The sequence below is a fragment of the Nonomuraea turcica genome, from assembly GCF_030718205.1.
In the GTDB taxonomy this organism is placed as follows: Bacteria; Actinomycetota; Actinomycetes; order Streptosporangiales; family Streptosporangiaceae; genus Nonomuraea.
Window position 1 is genome coordinate 162557 of the sequence record NZ_JAUZQF010000005.1, and the last position, 22472, is coordinate 185028.

A 22472-nucleotide genomic window follows, 5' to 3' on the forward strand; every position below is an offset into this window, starting at 1 on the left:
GCTTGCCCGGGTCGCGTGCGAAGTGCGGCGCGGGCCCATCGGCTCAGGCGGGGCGCGGGCGGGAGCTGTCGCGGGGATGCAGCTCCGTCTGCAACACCAGCCGGGCCGTGGGCCGGGCCGGATTGTCGATCCGGTCGGCGAGCAGCTGCGCCGCCGCCCGCCCCAGCTCGTACGTGGGCTGCCGCACCGTACTCAACCCCGGCCGGAACAGCCGCGCCCAGGGAATGTCGTCGAACCCGATGACCCCGACCCGCCCCGGAATCGGCACCTCCCGCTCCGTCAGGCATTCCACGGCGCCCACCGTCATCAGGTTGTTGGCCGCGAACACCGCGTCCACGTCCACCCCGTCGTCCAGCAGCGAGGCCATGGCCGCGTACCCCCCTTCCTCCCGGAAGTCGGCGTGCCGGATCAGGGTGCGGTCCAGCGGGAGCCCGAAGGCCCGCAGCGCCCGCTGGTAGCCGCGCAGCCGCTGCATGGCGGTGGACATCCGGCGCGGCCCCGTGATGCAGGCGATGCGGCGGTAGCCGGACTCCAGCAGGTGGGCGGCGGCCATCTCGGCGCCCTTCTCGTTGTCGACCAGCACGGCGTCGACCTCGGTCTCGGCCAGCTCCCGGTCGATGGTCACCACGGCGGTCCCCGCGGCGACGAGAGCACTGATGTCGGTGTTGTCGTCGGCCGGGGAGATGATCACCCCGGCCATGTTGTCGGCCAGCGCGACCGCGATGTACTCGGCCTCCCTGGCCCGGTTCTCGTCGGTGTTGCACAGCACGACCGAGTAGCCGAAGCGCCGGCCGCCGTCCTCCACCCCGCGCACGAGCGAGGTGAAGAACGGGTTGCCGACGTCGGAGACCAGCACCGCCCACAACGTGGTCTGCCTGCGCCGGAGATTGCGCGCCACCCCGTTGGGCCGGTATCCGAGCTCACGGACCGCCGCGTGCACCCGCGCCGCCAGCTCGGGGTTGACGGTGGAGCGGCCGTTGAGCACGCGCGAGACCGTCGCCGCGGAGACACCGGCGTGTCGCGCGACATCTTGGATTTTGAGCAACCTCGTCCCATCGTGTGGCAGGCAGGCCCAGGAGATGATCTCTGGCCAGTCTAAAGAGAAATCGATTTACTACCGTGCGGGAAAGGGCAGGCGCTCCTCGACGGGCGCGATCCCGAACGGCCGGTGAGGCAGCGTCTGGTACCAGTACGCGACCGACGAGAAGTCGTCCGAGCGTTTGTTGGCGTGGCCGTGCTCGATCGTCACCCTGATGGACTCGGTGAAGGTGATCGGGTCCTCGACGTGGAACCGGTACAGGGAGATCTCCCCGCTCCAGTTGTCCCCGCCGGGCATGGTGATGCCGTGGTACGGGGCGTGGTAGGTCTGCGTCGGGCACCACGCGGTGTTGAAGTAGTCCTCGGTGCCGGTGCCGTGCAGCGACGGCGGGAAGGGCTCACCGTCGATGAAGATCATGTCGTCGCCCTCGCCGTACCAGTTCCAGTCGCTGGTCTCGCGCAGGTTCCGGATGTTGAGCACGCAGCCCACATAGTGGCCGCGACCCTCGGCCTCCAGGATGACGTAGTTGCCGTCGCCGGTGTCGTTGATGCCTTCGACCTGGTATTCGCGGTTGCTCTGCGTCCCCTGCTCGACGCCGTCGGTGGGCCGCTCGCGCCGCCACTGGGCGTGGAAGTAGCCGAGGTCCTCGGCGGCGGAGTCGAACAGCTCATAGTCGATGTAGTAGTAGAAGAACACCGGCTCGGCCGACAGCTCGCTGATCAGCTCCACCTTCGCCCGGCCGGCGAAGGGCATGTGGAACCACGAGTTGAAGCTCTTGCCGTCCTGCGGGCTCATCTGCAGCGGCGCGGAGACGAAGCTCGCGGTCTTGGCGTGGCCCATGCCGAAGAAGTCCCCGAGCGGCACCAGCACGCTGGGGTGCTCCTGGTCGTCCCAGGTGATCTTCAGGACGAGCCTGCGCAGGTAGTCGACGTCCACCGCGTCCGGCACGTCCTTGAGCGGCAGCGCCACGGTGCACCAGATGTGGTTGATCGAGCCGGGTCCCTCGATGTCGGCCAGGGTCACCGTGGTGCCGGCCTGGACGGTCAGCCGGTCCTCGTTGCCGCCCGTGCGGTCGTAGCTGGAGATCCGCTTGCGCCTGGAGGTGCGCAGGCGGGGCAGGTCGCGCAGGCTGCTGCCGTACTCGCCATAGGTCATCTCGTTCGATCCTTACTTCAATCCCGAGGTTTTGATCGCCTCGACCAGGCGGCGCTGGCCGAGCACGAACGCGATCAGGGTGGGCACGGCCGCGACCACCGTCGCGGCCAGGACGTAGTTCCAGGCCGAGCCGTACTGGCCTTGGAGGGTGGCGATCCCGACCTGCACCATGCGCAGGTCCGGCTCGCGGGTGGCGGTCAGCGGCCAGAGGAAGGCGTTCCAATTGGCCAGGAAGAACAGCACCGCCAGGGAGGCGAGAATGGGCCGGCTGAGCGGCACGACCACCTGCCACCAGCGCCGGAAATATCCGCATCCGTCGAGGTCGGCGGCCTCTTCCAGCTCGCGCGGGATGGTCAGGTAGTACTGCCGGAGCAGGAAGATCCCGAACGCGTGGAAGATCGCCGGCAGGATCAGCCCCGCGTACGTGTCGAGCAGCCCGAGCTGCCGCGCGACCAGGAAGAGGGGCACCAGGATCACCGGCAGCGACACCAGCAGCGTAGAGACGATCATCGAGAAGATGACCTGCCGGCCCGGGAACCGCAGCCGGGCCAGCGCGTACGCGGCCATCGAGTGCAGGACCAGCGCGACCACCGTGACCGCCACGGACACGACGGCGCTGTTGAGCATGTAGCGGCCGATGGGCACCTCGGTCAGCACGTAGAGCAGGTTGTCCAGGGTGAGCCTGCTGGGCACCGCCACCTGGAACAGCTCGTCCGCGGGCTTGAGCACCGACACCAGCAGCCAGACCAGGGGCGCCACGGTGATGCCCGCCAGCACGTAGCCGGCCAGCGCGCGCAGCCTAACCGACATCGAATCTGCCTCCCTTGGTCGCGCCGAACATCAGCCCCGTGGCCACGACCAGGAAGGCGGCCACAGCGGTGGTCAGCGCGGCCGCGTAACCGTAGTTGTTGAAGGTGAAGGCCTGTTGGTAGATGTAGAAGACCACGGTCGAGGTGCTGCCTGCCGGGCCGCCCTTGGTCAGGACATAGACGAGGTCGAAGGCCTGCAGCCCGGTCACCGCGCCGACGGTGGAGTTGACGAGCACGAAAAAGCTGGTCGGGCGGAGCAGCGGCCAGATGACGTGGCGGAAGCGCTGCCAGGCGGTGGCCCCGTCGACCCGCGCCGCTTCTTCATACTCCTTGGGGATGTCCTTCAGCCCGCCCAGCAGGATCAGCATCTGGTAGCCCATGAGGAACCAGATGCTGATCACCACCAGCGACCCGAGCGCCAGGGCCGGGTTGCCCAGGAAGGACACCTCGCCCAGCCCGACCGGCCGCAGCAGGGCCGGCACCGCGCCCTGCTTGTCGACCAGCAGGAACTGCCACACGACGCCGACCACGACGAGGCTGATGACGTGCGGCAGGAAGAACATGGTCCGCACCAGGCCGACGCCGGGGAAGTGGTCGCGGACCAGCAGGGCGAGCCCGAGGCTGACGACGAAGCCGATCGGCACGAACGTCACCACGTACGTGAGCGTGACCTTGACGCTCTGCCAGAGCTGGGCGTCCCCGGCCATCAGCCGGAAGTTGTCCAGCCCGACGAAGGTGTAGCCGCCGAACCCGTCCACGCTGAACAGCGAGACCCCGATGGCCAGCACCATGGGCAGCCCGACGAAGATCAGCAGGCCGATGAGGTCGGGCGCCACGAAGGCGTACCCGGCGAGGGCCTCCCGCCTGCGGCGGGTCCACACCGGGGGTGCGGCGTCAGGCGGCTTCCTGACGGCCGTGCCCGGGTCAGAGCATCGCGGCACCCTTGTACCCCTTCAGGAAGGCGTCGATCTTCGCCGCGGCGTCCGCGGCCGCCTGGGCCGGGGCGACGCCGCCCAGCTGAGCGGCCTGGATCGCGTCGGAAACCGCCTTGTACACCTCGGGCGTGTAGCGGGGCTCGCCGCGGCCACCGGGGACGACCTGGTCCAGGAAGACCTTCAGCGCCGGCTTGTCGAACGCTCCGGCCGCCTTGGCCGCCTCCTGCACGGACTTGCGGGCGGGCAGGTTCGTCTTGACGACCGTGTTCCACTGCCGTCCGCGCTCCACCCCGTCCTTGTCGGTCGCCGCCAGGGCCCAGGCGATGAACGTGGCCGCCGCCTCCGGGTTGGCGCCCTTGGCGTTGGCCACGAACGCCCATCCGCCGATGTCGGTCGTGTACGTGCCGCCGTCGGGCACGGGCAGCGGGAAGACGCCGTACGGGAAGTCCTTCTTGTCCTGTTCCATCTGCGACACCGACCAGATGCCGCTCTGCTGCATGGCGGCGAAGCCGCTGCCCAGGTTGGCGGGCGCGTTGCCGGCGCCGTCGCCCTGCGGCTTGCGGGGCGCGACCTTGGTGGTGATCGCGTCCTGCCAGAGCTTGAGCGCGTTGTGGATCGCGGGCGCGTTGAAGCCGGGCGCGCCGTTCTCGGGCACGGCCGAGCCGCCGGCCATCCACATGAACGGGTACCAGGTGAAGTTCTGGTAGTAGCCCGGGATGGTCTCGAACAGCAGCCCGAAGCGGTCCTTGGTGGTCAGCTTGGCGGCGACGTCGAGCAGCTGGTCCCACGTCTTGGGGAGGTCGCCCTCCGACAGCTTGGCCTGCTCGAAGGCGTCGACGCTGTAGTACATGGCCAGCGGCTCCTGCTCCATCGGCAGGCCGTAGACCTTGCCGTCCACCTTGCGCGTGCCGAGCACGCCGCCGTCGAAGTCGGCGAGCTGGTCGGGCTTGAGGTGCGGCGTGAGGTCGGTCAGCACCCCGCCGTTGTAGTAGCGGAGGAAGTCGCCGGGGCTGAGCAGGAAGATGTCCGGCCCCTGGCCGGCGGAGAACGCCGTCTGCAGCGCGGTGCCGGCGAGGTATTCGGACACCGGCAGGTAGTGGAGCTTGACCTTGACCTCGTTGTTGGCGTTCCACGCCGCCACGAGGTCGGTGAACCACTTGCTCTGCGCGTCCGCCTGCGGATTGGGACCGTAGAAGTTCCAGAACGTCAGCTCCTTGGAGCCGCCGCCGTTGCCCCCGCCCCCACACGCTGACAGCAGCGGCGCCGCCATGGCCGAACCCAACATGACGGCTCCGCCACGCAGCAGCGATCGGCGGGTCACCCTCTCGAAGGCCGACATAACCATCCTCCTGATGTTGAGAGCTCAGGGGCGAGCAATCGATTTCTGAGCAATGTAGGAGCCGACATGCCGACCGTCAAGAACTCCCCGTGGCCGGCTTGCTAATCTGAGGAATCGATATCTTCACGAGACCTTGGCGAGGGCGGTGCGCCAGGCAAGCCAGAAAAAAGTGGGGCACCCGCTCCTCGGCGGGTGCCCCACAAGCGCGACAAAGGCGAAGATCAGCTCTTGATCCCCGTCAGGGTGACTCCCTCGATGAAGTAGCGCTGCAGGAAGAAGAAGAGCGCGATGATGGGCGCGATCACGGCCGCGGAGGCCGCCATGAGGTAGCCCCACTGCGTCAGGTACATGCTCTGGAACGACGCCAGCCCCAGCGACAGCGTGTAGTTCTCCTCGCTCTGCAGGTAGAGCAGCGGGCCGAGGAAGTCGTTCCAGGTGCCGATGAAGGTGAAGATGGTGACCACGATGATCGCGGGCTTCGACAGCGGCATGACGATCGTCCAGAACACCCGCCACGGCGAGGCCCCGTCGATGTAGGCGGCCTCGTCCAGCTCGAAGGGGATCGTCAGGAAGAACTGCCGCAGCAGGAAGATGTTGAACACTCCCCCGCCCGCCCCGGCGAACCAGCTCGGCACGGTGAGCGGCGCGATCGTGTCCAGCGCGCCCAGCTCCTGCCACATCACGAACGTCGGGATGAGCGTGACGGCGTACGGCAGCATGACGCCGCTGAGCAGCAGCGCGAACACCACGTCGCGGCCGCGCCAGCGCAGCCGGGAGAAGCTGAAGGCGGCCACCGCGCAGGTCACCACCGTGCCCAGGACGCTGATGACGGCGATGACGAGCGTGTTGACGAAGTAGCGGCCGAAGGGCTGCGTGGTCAGCGCCTCGCTGAAGTTCGACCACTGGAACGGCGCGGGGATCCACTCCGGCGGCGAGACGAACATCTGCGCGTCCTGCATGAGCGCGCTGCGCACCAGCCACACGAACGGCAGCAGGGTCGGGATCGACCCCGCCAGCAGCGCCGCGTACAGCAGGATCCGGCCGTACCTGCGGGGTTTGCGCAACCCTTGCGTGGGGGCCACGCCCTTGGCGCGGGGCCGGTCCGGGGCCGCCACGGCGGTCATCGGGCACCTGCCATCTCGTAGTAGACCCAGCGGCGGGCGTTTCTGAACATCAGGAACGTCACCACCATGATGATCATGAAGAGGGTCCAGGCGAGGGCGCTGGCGTAGCCCATCTCGCTGTCGGTGAACGCCTTGCGGAACAGGTAGTAGACGTAGAAGAGGGTGGCGTGGTTGGGCCCGCCCTCGGTCATCACGTACGCCTGGTTGAACACCTGGAAGGTGCCGACCACGCCGACCACCAGGTTGTAGAAGATGGTCGGCGTCATCATCGGCAGCGTCACGTGCCAGAAGCGCCGCCAGGGGCCGCCGCCGTCGATGGACACCGCCTCGTACAGGTGCCGCGGCACGCCCTGCAGCCCGGCCAGGAAGATCACCATGGTGTTGCCGAAGCCCCACGTGCTCATGATGATCAGAGACGGGACGGCGGTGGACTCGGCGTAGATCCACTGGGAGCCGGGCAGCCCGCCCTGCCGCAGCAGCGAGTTGAGCAGCCCGAAGTCCGGGTTGAAGATCCAGATCCAGAGCACGACGTTGGCGATGGCCGGCACCAGCGTCGGCAGGTAGAAGATCGTCCGCCAGATCGCCAGGCCGCGGACCTTCTCGTTGAGCAGCATCGCCACGGCGAAACTGACGATGAGCACCAGCGGGACCGAGCCGAGCGTGTAGTACGTGGTCGTGGTCAGCGACTTCCAGAACAGCTCGTCGCGGGCCATGGCGGTGTAGTTGTCCAGCCCGACGAACGATGGGCTCGCGCCGATCGTCCAGTCGGTCAGGCTGAAGAAGGCCGAGGCCGCCATCGGGCCGATCGTGAAGATCAGGAATCCGAGGATGGCGGGCAGCGCCATGAGGATGCCCCAGCGGGTCTCCAGGCGGCGCATCACAGGTCCTGACGGTGGTGCCAGCCCTGCAGCATGCTGGTGATCTTGGGTGCGGTGGCCTTCATGATCTCGGCGGCCGGGCGCTTGCCGGTCTCGAGCTCCTGCAGGGCAGGCGTGAGCACGTCGCTGCTGATGGCGGACATGTTCTTGACGCGATTGCGGAGGTCGGGGATGCCATGGTCGCGGGCATAGTCGACGACCGCGGTCCGGAACTCCGGCGGGTGCTGGGCGTTCTTGGTCCAGGAGTCGATGGCCGCCTGGTCCTCGTAGTACTTCTTCTCCTGCGGCATCCACAGGCCCTTGGCGAACAGGTCGACGTTCGCCGGGTCGTTGTGGAAGGCGAGCAGCTCCACGGCCTCCTGCTCGTGCTTGCTCCCCGCGAACACCGCCGAGGCGCCGGCCACCTGGCTGGCGGTGAACGGCTCGGTGTATTTGGGCAGCACGCCCATGCCGAAGTCGACCTTGCTCTCGTTCATGTCGAGCAGGCTCCAGTGGCCGTCCACCACCATCGCCACCCGCTTGGTCTTGAGCAGGATGTTGGTGCCGGGCACCTCGTCGCCGGTGGCGGCGAGCTGGCCGGGGCCGGGCGCGACCCGGTGCTTGTAGACCAGGTCCTGCAGATTCTGGAACACCTGGATCGCCTCGGGCGTGTCCAGCAGGCACTTCTTGCCCGTCTCGTCGGCGAAGTCGGCGCCGTTGCTGCGCAGGAACCCGTACCAGGCGGCGCCGTAGGTGAAGCTGATGGAGACGCCGAACTGCTTGATCTGCTTGGGGTCGAAGCCGGACTCGTCCGGGCGCTTGCCGTTCTGGTCGAGGGTGAGCTTGTAGGCGTTCTCCACGAGCTGGTCCCACGTCCAGGCGGAGGCGGCCTCGGCCGGCGGCGTGACCCCGGCCGCGGCGACGGCGGACTTGCTGAACCACAGCAGCATGGACTCGTTCGCGGTCGCGATGGCGTGCAGGTTGTCCTGCCCGGTCCACAGGTACGCGTCCGGCAGGTAGCCGGCCAGCTGCGGGTACTTCTGCAGGTACGGGAACAGGTTGACCAGCTTGCCCTGCTCGCCGAGGCGGAAGGACATCGACATGGGCACGTAGCCGGCGTCCGGCAGCTTGTTGCTGGCGACGAGCGTGTTGAGCTTCACGTCGTACTCGTCGGGGGTGAACAGCGGCTTGACGGCAACGCCCTGGTTCTTCTGCTCGTACTGCTTGAGCATGCGCTCGACGGCCGCCTTCTCGAACGTCGAGCCCCAGAACATGAACTGCAGCTGCGTGTTCCCGGCCGAGCCGGCGCCGCCGCCACTGCCGCAGGCCGCCGCAGCGGTGCCGAGGGCGGCGAGCCCGCCGAGCTTGAACAGATCACGTCTCTTCATCGGCGTGTTTCCTTACGCGAGGGGGATCCAGACCCGCATCGCGCCACCGTCGCGGTTGTCCCACTGGAAGTAGGGGATGGCCGTCGCGGTCACGGTCGTGCGGGTCGCCAGGGGGGTGCCGGCGTAGGGCAGGCCGCCGCGCGGCTGACTCACCACGACGGCGTCGATCTCGAGCAGCACCGTCCGGCCCACGCCCTCGATCTCGCGATCGATGGGCCGCGGCACGGCGTCGGGGGCGATCGCGAGGTCGTCGACCTCCACGCCCTCCGGCTGGTCGGCCTGCTCGAAGCAATAGACGAGCGGGCCACGCTGCAGCGCCGCGCTGCCCCTGACCGCGTCGATCCGGTGGTGGGGGCGCATGAGCCTGGGCGTCAGGTCGAGCCGCAGCTCGACGGCGTCGCCGGCGCGCCAGGCTGAGCGGCGGATGCGGAAATATCCGTCTTCGGCGGCCCGGGCGGGACGGTCGTCGACGTACGTGGACTCGCTCCAGGACGGGATGCGCAGGGCGAGCTCCCAGTCCCCGGGCGGCGCCTCCTCCACGGTGATGCGGATGACGCCGTCCCACGGGTAGTCGGTCTCGACGCGCAGGCGGGCGCCCGCCGCCTCGATCCGGCCTGCCGCGTACTGGTGCAGCTGCAGGCCGGAGGCGGTCTCGGTGGCGAGGTAGCCACCGAGGGAGGCCACCAGGCGCATGATGTTCGGCGGGCAGCAGGCGCAGGCGAACCACTCCCTGCGCCGCCCGAGGTAGGCGTCCTCGACGAGGTCGTTCCTGCGCTGCAGCGGGTTGACGTAGAAGAAGCGGGTGCCGCCGGCCGCGGTGGAGGCGGCGAAGGCGTTCCAGAGCGTGCGCTCGATCAGGTCGGCGTACCGGCCGTGGCCGGTGGCCAGCAGCAGCCGCCAGTTCCAGTGGATGCTCGCGATCGCCGCGCAGCTCTCGCTGTAAGCGCGGTCGGAGGGCAGCTCGTAACGCTCGCCGAACGCCTCGCCGTCGTGGCGCGAGCCGTGGCCGCCGGTGATGTACGTCTTGGTGGCGACCATGTCCTCCCAGCGGCGCACCGAGCTCTCCAGCAGCGACTCGTCGCCGGTCTCCAGGTAGACGTCGACGACGCCGGCGTCGAGGTAGAGCTGGCGCACGGCGTGGCCCACCGCGGTGTCCGCCTCGCGTACCGGCAGGTGGTCCTGGGCGTAGAGCATGCCCATGCCGCTGTCCTTGATGAGGCCCTTGCCGCGGTTGTCGATCAGCTTGGCCGCGAGGTCCAGGTAGCCGCGCTCGCCTGTCAGCCGGTGCAGCTCGACCAGCGCGGTCTCGACCTCGGCGTGGCCGTCGATGCCGTCGTCGCCGCCGGTCAGGAACACCTCGACGAGGTGGTCGGCCAGGCGGCGCGCGATCGGCAGCAGGCTGTCGCCGACGCCCGCGCGGGCGGCCGCCACCGCGGCCTGGAACAGGTGGCCGGCGCAGTACATCTCATGGCTGTACTCCAGCTCGGCGTAGATCTTGTCCGGCTTGACCACCTGGTAGTGCGAGTTGAGGTAGCCGTCGGGCCGCTGCGCCCTGGCCAGCACGGCCGACGCCTGCTCGATGAAGGCGCCGTAGCCGGGCTCCGGGGAGCGGACCTGCTCCCACGAGATGGCCTCGAGTTGCTTGTAAAGATCGGAATCCTGGAACCGGTACCCCTGAAAGGGACCCTCGCCCTCCCCCGCCGCTCTCCGGAGGTTCGGCAGCGCACCCGAGCGCTCCATCTGCTCCAGGCCCAGCGGGATGCTCGCCTCGTGGTTGATCTCCTGCCACCGCGCGAGCGGCCCGCCGGTGATGACGGCGTCGCCAACGCCGATCGGCCGCAACACGGCACGACTGGAAGGGACGGCGGGACCGGGGATCTGCTGCATTGAGCTCCTGACCTCGGTGAGAAAACTTTGGGAATAGGTTTGCTCAATCGGAGAGTAAGGTGTGATACATCACTGGTCAAGAGGAAGACTGTGCGGGTCACAGTGGTGACCACGAAAGGGGAGTCGGTTGGCCAACCCCTCGGAAAAGATCGCGAGAAGCGTCACGATCAGGGACGTCGCGGCCGCCGCCGACGTCTCGATCGGCACCGCGTCCAAGGCACTCAACGGGCGCGGCCGCATGCGCGCCGAGACCCGCGACCGGGTGCTCGCCGCGGCCGAGCGGCTGGGCTTCCGGCCCAACCCGCTCGCCCAGGGGCTGCTGGCCGGGCGCACGTACACGGTGGGTCTGGTCACGGGCGACAGCTTCGGGCGCTTCAGCATCCCCGTGATGCTGGGCGCGGAGGACGCGCTGGGCGCCGGGCAGATCTCGGTGTTCATGTGCGACACCCGCGACGACCCGATCAGAGAGCGCCACTACGTCGAGCGGCTGCTGGCCCGGCGCGTGGAGGGCATCATCGTCACCGGCCGGCGCACCGAGCCGCGCCCGGGGATCGGCCGCGACCTGCCGGTTCCCGTCGTGTACGCCATGACGCAGTCCACCGACGAGTCGGACGTGTCGATCATCCCGGACGACGAGGGCGGCGGCGCGCTGGCCGCCCGCCACCTGCTGGCGACGGGACGCACCCGCATCGGGCACGTCACCGGGCCGCAGCGGTTCCAGGCGGCGCGCCGGCGGGCGCACGGCCTGACCACTGCCCTGTCCGAGGCCGGACTCGAGCCGGCCGGGGAGATCCTGTTCGGGCAGTGGAGCGAGGAGTGGGGGCGGCAGGGCGCCGACGTGCTCCTGCACGCCGCACCCGACGTGGACGCCGTCTTCTGCGGCAGCGACCAGATCGCCCGCGGGGTGGCGGAGACGCTGCGCGAGCGGGGGCGGCGGGTGCCCGAGGACGTGGCGCTGGTGGGGTTCGACAACTGGGAGCCGATGGCGCTGGGCTGCCGGCCGCCGCTGACGACCCTGGACATGAACCTCGGCGAGATCGGGCGGCTGGCCGCCCGGCACATCCTGGAGGTCATCGCGGGCCGGCCGTCCGGCGGCGGGGTGACGATCGTCCCCGCCAGCCTGGTGCTGCGGGAGTCCACGCGGCGCGCCCCGTCCTGACGCCTTTACATTGTAGATCGTCAAGTCTGGTGATTGACCAGTGCTGTGTTACACCTTACTGTGCGCGTGGGAAAAGGTATTCCCAATCCTTGGTGGAGGAGTCCCGATGAACCGTGGGTTCCGCCGCACGCGTCTGTCCGTCGCGGCGCTCTTATGCACCTCCTTACTCACCGGCGTGCCGCAGGCCGCGCACGCCGCCGCCCCCACCGCCCAGGTCGTCGACATGTTCGGCAGGACCGTCAACGACTACGGCGTCAAGCTCGTCGACTGGCAGGGCTACCTGGCCAATCCCTACGTCGAGCTGACCGTCAAACCCCCGCCCGACGTGCGCTATCCCGTCACCGTCGACCTGAAGGCCGAGGGCACCTCCAGGCTGATGATGGACCTGCCCAGCCAGCTCACCGCCACCGGCGCGACCAAGACGCTGACCTTCGCCGGCGCCGCCGAGCAGAAGACGTTCAAGCTGGCGATCCACTCCAAGCGCGGCCCAGGACCGGATGAAAGTTACACGCTCCGGCTGAACGTCAGGGACGCCGACGGCGCGACGTACCAGCAGTCGATGCCGATCCGGGTGCAGCAGGACGAGAAGGCCGCGCTGCAGCCCACCCTCCCGCTCATCTTCGACTACCGCTACGACACCATCACCGGCTACTTCAACGACGCCGCCTTCCGGACGGCGTCGGAAGAGGCGGTGAAGGACTGGTTCCGGTTCTTCGACATGCAGCCGTTCGACACCGTCGCGGCCGGGGCGGAGCCGAACCACCTGCCGGGCAACGACTGGCAGAACACGATCAACGTCACCAACCAGTCCGCCTACAACGGCATGTACGTGTTCTTCCGCGGCATCCAGACCCCGTACTCGACCGGCTACCCGGCCAACAACGGCCGCTACAGCACCCGGGGCGGCCAGCAGCTGCCCGGCCCGCTGCACCGCTCCACCGCGATGATCTTCGAGTACGACGAGGCGAACAAGCAGCTGTTCACCTCCCTGGCCGACGAGGACTGGTACCGGACGGAGATCCAGGGCTCGGTGCTCGACGTGCACGGCCTGGTCATGCACGAGTACGGCCACGCGGTCGCCTTCCACAGCGACTGGGCCGGCATGCGCTCGTACGTCTCCTCGGGCGGCAACGACCCGGACGTGGTCGCCTACCAGGGTTACGCCGTGCCGCTCGACAGCAGCTACCACATCCCCGGCGAGCAGCGGTATTGGGACCGCCTCAGCGGGCAGAGCGGCGGCTGGACCCACCTGTTCCCCACCCGCCGCTGGATGCTGACCAAGCTGGCCCTGCTGGTGGCCGAGAACGCCGGCTGGAAGCTCAACCGCAATCTCACCCCGTTCCTGCCGCCGTCCATCGTCACCACCTCCCTGCCGTCGGCCACGCCCGGCACGGCCTACCAGCACACGCTGGAGGCCAAGGGCGGAGTGCCGTTCTACGACTGGCAGGTCACGAGCGGCTCGCTGCCGGCCGGGCTGAGCCTCGACCGCTTCACCGGCGCCATCACCGGCACGCCGACCACCGCGGGCACGTCCACGTTCACCGTCCAGCTCCGCGACTATGACCGGCTCAGCACGCCGGTGACCAGGACGTTCACCCTCAACGCCGGGGCCGGCGGGTCGACGAACCTCGCCCGCGCCGCCACGCCGTCGGCCTCGTACACCTCACCGTGGGAGAGCGTCGCGGCGATCAACGACGGCATAGACCCGCCCAGCTCGAACGACACCGTCAACCGCCGCTGGGGCACCTGGCCGCAGACCGGCGCGCAATGGGCCGAGCTGACCTGGCCGTCCGCCCAGACGATCCGATCCGCCGACGTGTACTTCTTCGACGACGGCGGCGGCGTGCGCCTGCCCGCCTCCTGGAAGCTGCAGTACTGGACCGGCAGCGCCTACGCCGACATCCCCGGCGCCTCCCCCACCGCGCTCAACGCCTACAACCGGGTCACGTTCACCCCCGTGACCACGACCAGGCTCCGGGTCGCACTACAGAGCGGCCAGGCCTCGGTCGGGCTGCTGGAAGTGAAGGCCAACTCCTAGAAAGGCTTCCATGAGGAAGGTCACGATGTTCGGCGCGCTCGCCGCCCTGGCGGGCGCGCTGTCCCTCCCCTCCCCCAGCCTCGCCGCCCCTAAGGAGGCGCCCCAGCTGGAGGTGTACGACATCTTCTTCCGCAAGGTCAACGACTACGGCGTGCAGCTCGTCGACTGGCAGGGCTACCTCGCCAACCCGTACGTCGAGCTCACCGTCCGGGCGCCCCGGGTGCCCGGCATCACCTATCCGCTCAAGGTGGACCTGCACGCCAAGGGCACCTCCCGGCTGATGTTCAACCTGCCGAGCGAGCTGACCGCCACCGGCGCGACCAAGTCCTTCACCCTGACCGGGCCGTACGACCGGGAGATCGTGCGGCTGGCCATCCACTCCAAGCAGGGCGCCGGCAGCGACGAGCTGCACCAGTGGGTCATGAAGACCACCGACGCGACCGGCGCCAAACGCACCCAGACCATGCCGATCAGGGTGCAGCAGGACGAGAAGACCCCGCTCGAGCCCACCATCCCCATCGACTTCGACTACCGCTACGACACGATCACCGGCTATTTCTCCGACCCCGGTGTGCGCAAGGCGGCCGAGAAGGCGGTCAGGAACTGGTTCGCGTTCTTCGACCTGGAGCCGTTCGACACGGTCCCGGCCGGCGACGAGGTGAACCGGCTGCCGGGCAACGACTGGCAGAACGAGGTCGAGGCCACCAACGCCAAGCCGTACAACGGCATGTACGTGTGGTTCCGCGGCATCCAGACGCCGTACTCGACCGGCTACCCCACGATCAACGGCAAGTTCCATACCCAGAACAACAAGCCGACCCCGTACCACCGCTCGACCAGCATGATCCTGGAGTACGACGAGCAGCTCATGGAGCTGTTCACGTCCCTGGAGGACGAGGACTGGTACAAGACCGACCTCGGCCAGTACATCGACGTGCACGGCCTGGTCATGCACGAATACGGCCACGCGGTCGCGTTCCACAGCGACTGGAAGGGCATGGCCGACTACGTGGCCGCCAAGGGGGCCGGTTACCAGGACGTCATCGACTACCAGGGCTACCCGGTGCCGCTCGACACCAGCTACCACGTGCCCGGCGACGAGCCGTACTGGGACCGGCTCAGCGGCCAGAACGGCGGCTGGCGGCACCACTTCCCCCTCCGGCGGTGGGAGCTGACCAAGCTCACGCTGCTGATCGCGGAGGCCGCCGGCTGGAAGCTCAACCGCAACCTCACCCCGTTCCTCAAGCCCTCGATCGAGACCGCCTCGTTGCCCGCGGCGACCGCCGGGGCCGCGTACGACCAGCGGCTGAAGGCCAAGGGCGGCGTGCCGTTCTACGACTGGCAGGTCGTGCGCGGCGCCCTGCCCGAGGGGTTGAGCCTCGACCGGTTCACCGGAGCCGTCACCGGCACCCCGGCCACGAGCGGCTCGTACAAGTTCACCGTCCAGCTCCGGGACTACGACAAGCTGAGCACCCCCCTCACCCGTGAGTACACCCTCACGGTGAGCTGACCCGAGCGAGGGCCGGCCGTCCCACAGGGCGGCCGGCCCTCGTCGTACTCAGAGGCCGTAGCGGCTCTTCAGGTGCCGCCACCAGTCGCGGAACATCCACGCGTCGAACTCCGTGATCGACGACGCGCTGCCCGCCTTCATGAGGAAGCAGCACTGGCCGGTCGGGGTCCAGTCGTAGAAGTCGTCCAGGCCGAACGAGTGGCCCATCTCATGCAGCAGGATGTGGATGTTGTCGGCGTTGAGGTTGCTCATGTAGTACTCGCTGCCGATCCGCTGCCCCCAGTCACCACCGGCGCCGCCGCCGAAGCCCGCGGTGAGCCAGAGCGACATGTCGTAGTGGTGCGAGGCGCCGCCCGGGCAGTTGGGGTAGTTGCCGCTCTGGTTGAAGAAGCGGCCGCACGGCTCGGCGCACTGCGGCGCGTTCTCGCGGATGTTGTTGACGTAGATGTCGACCGAGGTGTCGCTCCACTGCAGCTGGGCGCGGTCGCGCACGGCCCAGCCGACCACCTTGACCGGCACGTTCGTGTACGGCCAGCCGTTGTGGCCGGCCATGACGTCCATCCACTTCTTGAACTGGCGGGCCAGCGTGGCGTGGATCTGGTCACGCTGGGCGGCCGTCACCGTGGCGCTGGTGTCCCAGCGCACGCAGTAGTTGATCGAGCCGCCGTTGGCCATGATCTGGTCCCAGCCGTAGTTGCGGAAACCGTACAGGTTGGGGTACGTGCTCTCCTGGTGCTGCCACACCTCGTTGAGCGGGGTGACCAGGTGGGCGGGCGGGTTCCAGCCCGTCGTGCCGCCGCCCGTGTCGGGCGCCCACGCCTTGACCTCCAGCAGCCCGACCGACGCCTGGCCGCTCTGCAGGACGACACGCAGCCGCGTGGTGCTGACCTGCGTGAAGGAGACCTTGTTATAGGTGTTGACCGCGACGGGGTAGGTGCCCGGGATGTCGGCGTAGGCGCTGCCGGTCCAGCGCTGGAGCTTCCAGGAGGCGGGCACGCGCACGCCGCCGCCGTCGTCGAAGAAGTAGACGTCGGCCCCCTTGATGGTCTGGGCGGAGCTCCAGGTCAGCTCGGCCCATTGGGTTCCGGTGTTGGGCCAGGTGCCCCAGCGGCGGTTGACGGTGTCGTTCGAGCTGGGCGGGTCGATGCCGTCGTTGATCGCCGCGACGCTCTCCCACGGCGAGGTGTACGAGGCCGACGGCGTCGCCGACCGGGCCACGTTGGTGTCGGCCAGGGCGCTCTGGACGGGGAAGAAGAACGTGATGATCAGGAGGAGGGGCAGGATTGCCAAGCGTCTCATGGGAGTTCTCCCGGTGGTAGCGCTAACATGCGCGGGCCTCGCAGGAGGGCGGCCTCCATCGAGGCCCGGCACGTGTCAGCGGTAGGTGATGTCGGAGGAGGAGTAGAGGCAGTTCACGCCGTCGGCGCCTTCACCGATCTTGGTGGGCTCGCTGCCCTTGGGCACGCCTCGGTACTTCTCGCAGATGACGGCGCTGCCGTACACCGTGATCCGGCTGAAGCGTGCGGTGTCGCCCCAGTTCGTGTTGATTCCGGCCAGCACCTTGGTGGTCCGGGCGGTGACGCCGTCCATGACCACGTGCCGCTGGTAGGACGTGGAGCAGTTGCCGCAGGCCCGGTACAGCTTGCCGGAGCTGTGCACCTGGAAGTTCTTGATCGTCACCGTGCCGGCGCCGTTGTGCTGGAACACCTTGTCCGAGCCCGACTTGGCCCCGCCGCCGTCCACCAGATAGGTCGCCGACGAGCTGGAGGACTTGAACGTGGCCGCGTCCTCACCGACGTCGTTCCACCACACGTTGCGGATAGTGCACGAGCCCTCGCAGTGGATGCCGTCGCCGGCCGGGGCGTCGATGATGACGTTCTGGATCGTGCCGCCGTTGGGCACCACGAACATCGGATCCTGGCTCTCGCTCTGACCGCCGTCGCCGATGCCGTAGTAGCGCTTCATGCCGCCGTCGAAGAACGACCCGGTGGTGCGGGTCGTCGTCTGATGCACACTGCCGGTGTCGCTCGGCCAGGCGCCGCTGCCGTCACCGCCGGAGCCGCCACTGCTGCTGCCCATCTTGACGAGCTGCCACTGCTGGTTGGCGCCGTTGAGGTCGTCCCATTGGGAGATGCGTGCGCCGTCGGCGGTCGACCACTCCCACACTTCCAGGGCCTTGTTACTGTTGCGGTTGATCAGCCGTACGTGGCCGCCGTCGGAGTCGGCCAGCCGGAACTGCTGGTTGTAGCCGTTGAGATCGGCCCACTGCACGATCTGGGCACCGCCCGCCGTGGAGTGCTCGAAGACGTCCAGCACCTTGCCGCTGTGCCGGGACTTCAGCCGGTAGTAGCCGCTCCCCGAGCTGACGAACTGCCACTGCTGCCAGTTGCCGTCGTTACGGGGCCACTGCACGATCGGCGAGCCGTCGCTGGTGGCCAGGTTGTACACGTCGAGCGCTTTGCCGCTGTGCCGGTTGACCAGCACGTACCAGGCGCTGGTGTCGACGGTGGCCGCCTGCGCCGGTGGTGGCGTCACGGCGGTGGCGCCGGCCATGGCCATCACCATGGCGGCCACCGTCGCGAGCAGGCGGCGCCAGCCGTGACGGGACTGGGATTGGATTGTCAAGGCCGCTCTCTGCCTTTCTGCGCTTGGTGAAGCAAGCGCTTTCCCATCGATCGGACGAGCACCCGTTCCGGAATGAGTGGAGCGGACAGCCTGATGACGGGCACAGCTGTCCCTGTTCGGGCTTTGATCGCACGCGCAGCGACAGCCGTCAACCGGAACGCGTCGGCCCAAGGGCTCGACCTGCGGCTTACCGGTGAAAGTTTCACGGGCCACCAAGATTGTCGGACCCTCCTCGTAGGGTGCGCCGTATGGCGATGCTCATCGGACGGGAGCGGCCGGCGGCCGTCCTGCGGGGGGAGGTCGAGCGCGCGCTGGTCAGCCACGGATCGCTCGTGCTGGTCACCGGCGAGGCCGGCATCGGCAAGAGCACGCTGGTGGCCGGCGCGGTCGAGGAAGCCGTCCGGGGCGGTGCCCGGCTGCTCAGCGGCGCTTGCTGGGAAGGCGAGGGAGCGCCCGGCTACTGGCCCTGGGTGCAGATCGTCCGGCAGCTCGACCCTGGGGCGACGCCGCAGGGCCTGGCGGGGGTGGACGCGGCGGCGTTCCAGCTCTACGACGCGGTGACCGGGCTGCTGGTGGACGCCTCGCGGGAGCGGCCGATCGTCGTCGTGCTCGAAGACCTCCACTGGGCCGACGCCGCCTCGCTCAGACTGCTGGAATTCGTGGTGCGGCACGCCTGGTTCGAGCGGTTGCTGGTGATCGGCACCTACCGCGACGCCGAGGTGGACGGCTCGCTCAGTCCTCCGCTGGAGGCCAAGGCCGTCACGGTGGCGCTGACCGGGCTCGATCGCGAGGCCGTCGGCAGGCTCGTCACGCGGACCACAGGGGTCGAGCCCGGCGAGGAGCTGGTGACGGAGATCCACCAGCGGACCGGCGGCAACCCGTTCTTCGTCGAACAATATGCCCGCCTGTGGCAGGGCGGCAGCACGCTCGCCACGATCCCGCCGGGGGTGGATGCGACGGTGCGGCGGCGGTTGTCGCGGCTGCCGGGCGCGGTGCTCGAGGTGCTGCGGATGGCGGCGGTGCTGGGGCGGGAGTTCGCGGAGGAGGCGCTGTCCGTCTCCCTCGCCGCTGACGGGCTGGGGTCACGCGACGTGGTGCGCCGGGCACTCGACCAGGCGGTCTCGGCCAAACTGGTCACCTCGCTCGGCGTGGGCCGATTCGCCTTCGTGCACGATCTGGTGCGTGAGACGCTCTACGGCGAGCTCGACGAGGCCGGGGCCCGGTCTCTCCACGCGGCCGCGCTGTGTGCCCTTGACCTCGCGCCGCCTGCGACGCGCGCGCATCACGCCTATCTCGGCGCCGTTTCCGATGCGCCCGATCTACTCCTCGCCGCAGCCAGGGACGCCGAGGGCCGGCTGGCCGATGAGGAAGCCGTCAGGCACTATCGCCGTGCCCTGGAGCTGACGCCCGCGTCCGAGTGGCGCCGGCGGGCCACGATCGGGCTCGATCTCGGCGTGGCTCAGCACCGCGCGGGAGACGACGCCGCCGGGGTGCGTACGCTGGAGGCGGCCGTCGCGATCACGCGCAGGCTCGACGATCCAGGGTTGCTGGCGCTGGCCGCACTCAAGCTGCACGAGCTCTGCTCCCACGGCCGGGACCGCTGGACGGACTTCGTCCACGACGCCCACCGGCGCTTGCTGCACGACGACGGGCTCGGCCCGGCGGACCCAGCCGAGTCAGCGCGGGAGCCGGTCGAAGTCGGGACACGGCTCGACAGCACAGCACAGCCGGACAGCACAGCACAGCCGGACAGCACAGCACAGCTCGACAGCGCCGCAGGGCTGGACGGCGTGGCGCGGGAGTTGAGCGCGGTCGCGGCTGACCTGGCCAGGCGCGGCGAGGACGACGAGACGCTGGGCTTCAGCCTGCTGGCCAGGCTGGGCGCCATCTGGCGGCCGGGCACCGCCGCCGAGCGGCTGGCCATCACCGACGAGCTGGCCGCCGTGGCACAGCGCACGCGGGACCGGCAACTGGAGCTAACCGCCCGGTCGTGGCGCGTGGGCGGTCTGCTGGAGCTCGGCGACCCGCGCTGCCTGACCGAGCTGAGGGCCTTCCTCATTGCCGCGGAGCAGTCGGAGCTGACGTTGTTCCAGCACGAGGCCGGCGTGCTCAGGGCGATGTTCGCGACCCTCGCCGGCGGCTTCGACGAGGCGGGCACGCACATCGACGCCGCCTACGAGCTCGGCGAGCAGCCCGGCCTGGGCAGGCGGGATCTGCGCTGGATACAGCGCTGGTCGGCCGCCTCGCTAAGGGGACGGCTCGACGCGGCCGACGACGTGCTCGACGAGATGGAGCGCGCGGGGAGCCCGCACTTCCCGCTGTACGACGCGGTCACGGCGGTGCAGCGGGGCAACGGCGGCGAGACCGCCACGCGCCGCCACGCGGAGATCATGGCCGCGGGCGGGCCATACCTGCGCTGGATGGCCCCGCTGTGGCTCAGGTTCCAGGCACAGGCCGCCGCCCTGTCCAAAGACCCGGTGCTCTGCGAGCACGCCCGGGCCGCGATCACGCCCTACGTCGGCCAGTGGGGTGTGACGGCCACCGTGGCCGTCGAGGGCCCCTACGCGCACTGGGCGGCCGTGCTGGACGCCGCGCAGGGACGGTGGGATGACGCGATCGCCGGCTTCACCGCCGCCTACCGCGCCGCCGACCTGCTGGGCGCCCGCCCCTGGTCGATCGAGTCGCGAGCCCGCCTGGCGGAAGCGCTGCAGGCACGCGGGGACGACGCCGCGGCGCTGATCCGGCAGGTGGAGCGGGAAGCGGCCGAGCTCGGCATGCTCCTGCGGCTGCCGCACCCCGGAGGCGACGCCTTTCACTTCGACGGCCAGGTCTGGACCCTGACCTTCGCCGGCCGGACCGTGCACCTGCCCGGCTCCAAGGGCCTGGCCGACCTGCGCATCCTGCTCGAACGCCCGGGCGTGGACGTGTCCGCGGTCGAGCTGCTCAACCCGTCGGGCGGCGAGGCGGTGGTCGCGGCGCGCGGCATGGGCGGCGACGACGTGCTCGACGAGGAGGCCAGGACGCGCTACCGCAAGCGGCTGGAGCAGCTCGACGACGAGATCGACCGGGCCGTGGAGCTCGGGCGCGACCGGCGCGCGGCCGAGCTCGACGCCGAGCGGCAGGCGCTGCTCGACGAGCTGCGTGCCGCGGCCGGTCTCGCCGGGCGGCCGCGCAGGCTGGGCGACGAGGCCGAGCGTGCCCGCAAGGCGGTCACCAACCGCATCCGCAACACGCTAGTCCAGCTCGACCAGCGCCACCCCGAATTGGCCGCCCACCTGCGGGCCTCGGTCTCCACCGGTGCCACGTGCCGCTACCAGCCGCCTCCTGCCGCTCCGGCGCCTCGCTGGTTCTGATCAGCGAGGCCCGGTTCAGGCGCCCTGCGCGCACCGCCGATGACACTGCGCGCAGACCTCCGCCCCGGCGCCGGTCCTCAGCGCAGCTTCGCGAAGAATTCCGCGACGTCCCGCACGAAGAGCGCCGGCTGTTCGGCGGCGAAGAAGTGGCCGCCCTGGTCGTACTCCGCCCAGTGCACGATGTTGTGATCGCGTTCGGCCCACGAGCGGATCGTGAGGTCGCATGCCTTGGACACGAGCACGCCGGTGGGCATGGTGCCACGGGCCGCCGCGCCCCAGTCCTCCGCCGGACCGGAGTCCCACTCCCCCGCCTCACCGTCGCTCCAGTCGGCGACGCTCATGTTCTCGTAGTAGAACTGCGCCGACGACCCGGCCGTGCCGGTCAGCCAGTAAAGGGTGACGTCCGTCAGCATGAGGTCGCGATCCAGCGAGTCCTCAGGAGGCCCGTCCACCGGCTCGGTCAGCTCCTTGAACTTCTCCATGATCCACGCGAGCTGCCCGACCGGTGAGTCGTGCAGCCCGTACGAGACGGTCTGGGGCCGCTTGGACTGGGTCTGGAGGTAGCCGTCGTTGAGGTTCTCCATCGCGTTCCAGCGGCGCCGTTCCTCTTGCGTGAGGGTGTCCATCTCGCCTTCCTGGCCGATGGGGAAGGTGAGGACGGCGTTGAGATGGATGCCAGCGATGTGCTCGGCGTCCTGCTTGCCCATCTCCGGCGCGACGAAGGCGCCGGAGTCGCCGCCCTGCACGCCGTACCTGTCATAGCCGAGCATCGCCATCAGCCGTGTGAACGCGCCGGCGACGCGGGCGGAGTCCCAGCCCGGGCCGGACAGCGGGGTGGAGAACCCGAAGCCGGGCAGCGACGGGATGACCAGGTGGAAGTCGCGGGAGAGCGGCTCGATGACGTCGAGGAACTCCACGAACGACCCCGGCCAGCCATGGATCAGCATGAGGGGCAGCGCCGAGTCGTCGGCGGAGCGGATGTGGAGGAAATGGATGTTCTGGCCGTCGATCGTGGTGGTGAACTGCGGCAGCTCATTGAGCCTGGCCTCGTGGGCGCGCCAGTCGTAGCCGGTGCGCCAGTACTCGGCCAGGTCCCTCAGGTACGCGACGGGGACGCCGCGTTCCCAGCCGGTTCCGAGGAGCTGATCCTGCCAGCGGGTCATGGCCAGGCGGGTACGCAGGTCGTCCAGGTCTTGCTGAGGGATGTCGATACGGAACGGGCGAATGGTCATGAGATTCCCCTCTTACGGGCTT

16 protein-coding genes are annotated in these 22472 nt (G+C 69.3%); 4 read left to right on the forward strand and 12 right to left on the reverse strand.

All coding sequences use genetic code 11. The features are described 5' to 3' along the window. Positions 1-43 precede the first annotated feature (43 nt). The 9 genes from Q9G87_RS15160 to Q9G87_RS15200 all read right to left on the reverse strand — a co-directional run bounded on the left by Q9G87_RS15160 (position 44) and on the right by Q9G87_RS15200 (position 10533). Positions 44-1045, reverse strand: a complete 1002-nt coding sequence (locus Q9G87_RS15160; protein ID WP_305916972.1) for a LacI family DNA-binding transcriptional regulator — start codon at positions 1043-1045, stop codon at positions 44-46. A gap of 69 nt (positions 1046-1114) precedes the next feature. Continuing rightward, positions 1115-2194: a glycoside hydrolase family 172 protein gene (locus Q9G87_RS15165; RefSeq protein WP_305916973.1), complete on the reverse strand. Its 1080-nt coding sequence runs from the start codon at positions 2192-2194 to the stop codon at positions 1115-1117. Between the two features lie 12 nt (positions 2195-2206). Beyond that, a complete protein-coding gene (locus Q9G87_RS15170) occupies positions 2207-3004 on the reverse strand; it encodes a carbohydrate ABC transporter permease (RefSeq protein ID WP_305916974.1) in 798 nt (265 codons plus the stop codon). Next, positions 2994-3944 carry a carbohydrate ABC transporter permease gene (locus tag Q9G87_RS15175; protein WP_305916975.1) on the reverse strand — a complete coding sequence of 317 codons (951 nt, stop codon included), beginning with the start codon at positions 3942-3944 and terminating at the stop codon, positions 2994-2996. Before Q9G87_RS15175 ends, Q9G87_RS15170 begins: the two co-directional genes overlap by 11 nt. Then, positions 3928-5277 (reverse strand): ABC transporter substrate-binding protein, encoded by a 1350-nt coding sequence (locus tag Q9G87_RS15180; protein ID WP_305916976.1) that lies wholly within the window; start codon positions 5275-5277, stop codon positions 3928-3930. The genes Q9G87_RS15175 and Q9G87_RS15180 overlap by 17 nt, the downstream gene beginning before the upstream one ends. Before the next feature lie 221 nt (positions 5278-5498). After that, the gene (locus Q9G87_RS15185) at positions 5499-6401 is read right to left on the reverse strand and encodes a carbohydrate ABC transporter permease (protein WP_305916977.1); all 903 of its coding nucleotides are present in this window, start codon (positions 6399-6401) and stop codon (positions 5499-5501) included. Further along, positions 6398-7279 carry a carbohydrate ABC transporter permease gene (locus Q9G87_RS15190; RefSeq protein ID WP_305916978.1) on the reverse strand — a complete coding sequence of 294 codons (882 nt, stop codon included), beginning with the start codon at positions 7277-7279 and terminating at the stop codon, positions 6398-6400. Before Q9G87_RS15190 ends, Q9G87_RS15185 begins: the two co-directional genes overlap by 4 nt. Further along, on the reverse strand, positions 7279-8646 hold the full coding sequence (locus tag Q9G87_RS15195) for an extracellular solute-binding protein (RefSeq protein ID WP_305916979.1): 1368 nt from the start codon (positions 8644-8646) through the stop codon (positions 7279-7281). Before Q9G87_RS15195 ends, Q9G87_RS15190 begins: the two co-directional genes overlap by 1 nt. Before the next feature lie 12 nt (positions 8647-8658). Then, positions 8659-10533: a glycoside hydrolase family 127 protein gene (locus Q9G87_RS15200; protein WP_305916980.1), complete on the reverse strand. Its 1875-nt coding sequence runs from the start codon at positions 10531-10533 to the stop codon at positions 8659-8661. 127 nt (positions 10534-10660) lie between these two features. On the opposite strand from Q9G87_RS15200, the gene Q9G87_RS15205 reads away from it, so the two are divergent. From Q9G87_RS15205 to Q9G87_RS15215, 3 genes are all read left to right on the forward strand, one after another. Next, positions 10661-11692 (forward strand): LacI family DNA-binding transcriptional regulator, encoded by a 1032-nt coding sequence (locus Q9G87_RS15205; protein WP_305916981.1) that lies wholly within the window; start codon positions 10661-10663, stop codon positions 11690-11692. 106 nt (positions 11693-11798) lie between these two features. Then, positions 11799-13730: an Ig domain-containing protein gene (locus tag Q9G87_RS15210; protein ID WP_305916982.1), complete on the forward strand. Its 1932-nt coding sequence runs from the start codon at positions 11799-11801 to the stop codon at positions 13728-13730. Between the two features lie 10 nt (positions 13731-13740). Beyond that, entirely contained in the window at positions 13741-15240 is a 1500-nt protein-coding gene (locus tag Q9G87_RS15215) for an Ig domain-containing protein (RefSeq protein WP_305916983.1), read from the forward strand. A gap of 48 nt (positions 15241-15288) precedes the next feature. Here Q9G87_RS15215 and Q9G87_RS15220 read toward each other — a convergent pair whose 3' ends face one another. Beyond that, complete coding sequence (locus Q9G87_RS15220; protein WP_305916984.1) at positions 15289-16539, reverse strand: hypothetical protein; 1251 nt, start codon at positions 16537-16539, stop codon at positions 15289-15291. Between the two features lie 75 nt (positions 16540-16614). Further along, positions 16615-17865 carry a pectate lyase gene (locus tag Q9G87_RS15225; protein ID WP_305916985.1) on the reverse strand — a complete coding sequence of 417 codons (1251 nt, stop codon included), beginning with the start codon at positions 17863-17865 and terminating at the stop codon, positions 16615-16617. A 248-nt stretch (positions 17866-18113) separates the two neighbouring features. Here Q9G87_RS15225 and Q9G87_RS15230 point away from each other — a divergent pair, with 248 nt between their 5' ends. Beyond that, positions 18114-21218 carry an ATP-binding protein gene (locus Q9G87_RS15230; protein ID WP_305916986.1) on the forward strand — a complete coding sequence of 1035 codons (3105 nt, stop codon included), beginning with the start codon at positions 18114-18116 and terminating at the stop codon, positions 21216-21218. 77 nt (positions 21219-21295) lie between these two features. On the opposite strand, the gene Q9G87_RS15235 is transcribed toward Q9G87_RS15230, so the two are convergent. Continuing rightward, positions 21296-22450 carry an epoxide hydrolase family protein gene (locus Q9G87_RS15235; RefSeq protein ID WP_305916987.1) on the reverse strand — a complete coding sequence of 385 codons (1155 nt, stop codon included), beginning with the start codon at positions 22448-22450 and terminating at the stop codon, positions 21296-21298. Between the last annotated feature and the right edge of the window lie 22 nt (positions 22451-22472).

Bases quoted from the DNA above. Each gene is read 5' to 3' on its own strand.
- Q9G87_RS15165 (WP_305916973.1), bottom strand. From the start codon at position 2,194: ATGACCTATGGCGAGTACGGCAGCAGCCTGCGCGACCTGCCCCGCCTG.
- Q9G87_RS15170 (WP_305916974.1), bottom strand. From the start codon at position 3,004: ATGTCGGTTAGGCTGCGCGCGCTGGCCGGCTACGTGCTGGCGGGCATC.
- Q9G87_RS15180 (WP_305916976.1), bottom strand. From the start codon at position 5,277: ATGTCGGCCTTCGAGAGGGTGACCCGCCGATCGCTGCTGCGTGGCGGA.
- Q9G87_RS15185 (WP_305916977.1), bottom strand. From the start codon at position 6,401: ATGACCGCCGTGGCGGCCCCGGACCGGCCCCGCGCCAAGGGCGTGGCC.
- Q9G87_RS15190 (WP_305916978.1), bottom strand. From the start codon at position 7,279: ATGCGCCGCCTGGAGACCCGCTGGGGCATCCTCATGGCGCTGCCCGCC.
- Q9G87_RS15195 (WP_305916979.1), bottom strand. From the start codon at position 8,646: ATGAAGAGACGTGATCTGTTCAAGCTCGGCGGGCTCGCCGCCCTCGGC.
- Q9G87_RS15200 (WP_305916980.1), bottom strand. From the start codon at position 10,533: ATGCAGCAGATCCCCGGTCCCGCCGTCCCTTCCAGTCGTGCCGTGTTG.
- Q9G87_RS15210 (WP_305916982.1), top strand. From the start codon at position 11,799: ATGAACCGTGGGTTCCGCCGCACGCGTCTGTCCGTCGCGGCGCTCTTA.
- Q9G87_RS15215 (WP_305916983.1), top strand. From the start codon at position 13,741: ATGAGGAAGGTCACGATGTTCGGCGCGCTCGCCGCCCTGGCGGGCGCG.
- Q9G87_RS15220 (WP_305916984.1), bottom strand. From the start codon at position 16,539: ATGAGACGCTTGGCAATCCTGCCCCTCCTCCTGATCATCACGTTCTTC.
- Q9G87_RS15230 (WP_305916986.1), top strand. From the start codon at position 18,114: ATGGCGATGCTCATCGGACGGGAGCGGCCGGCGGCCGTCCTGCGGGGG.
- Q9G87_RS15235 (WP_305916987.1), bottom strand. From the start codon at position 22,450: ATGACCATTCGCCCGTTCCGTATCGACATCCCTCAGCAAGACCTGGAC.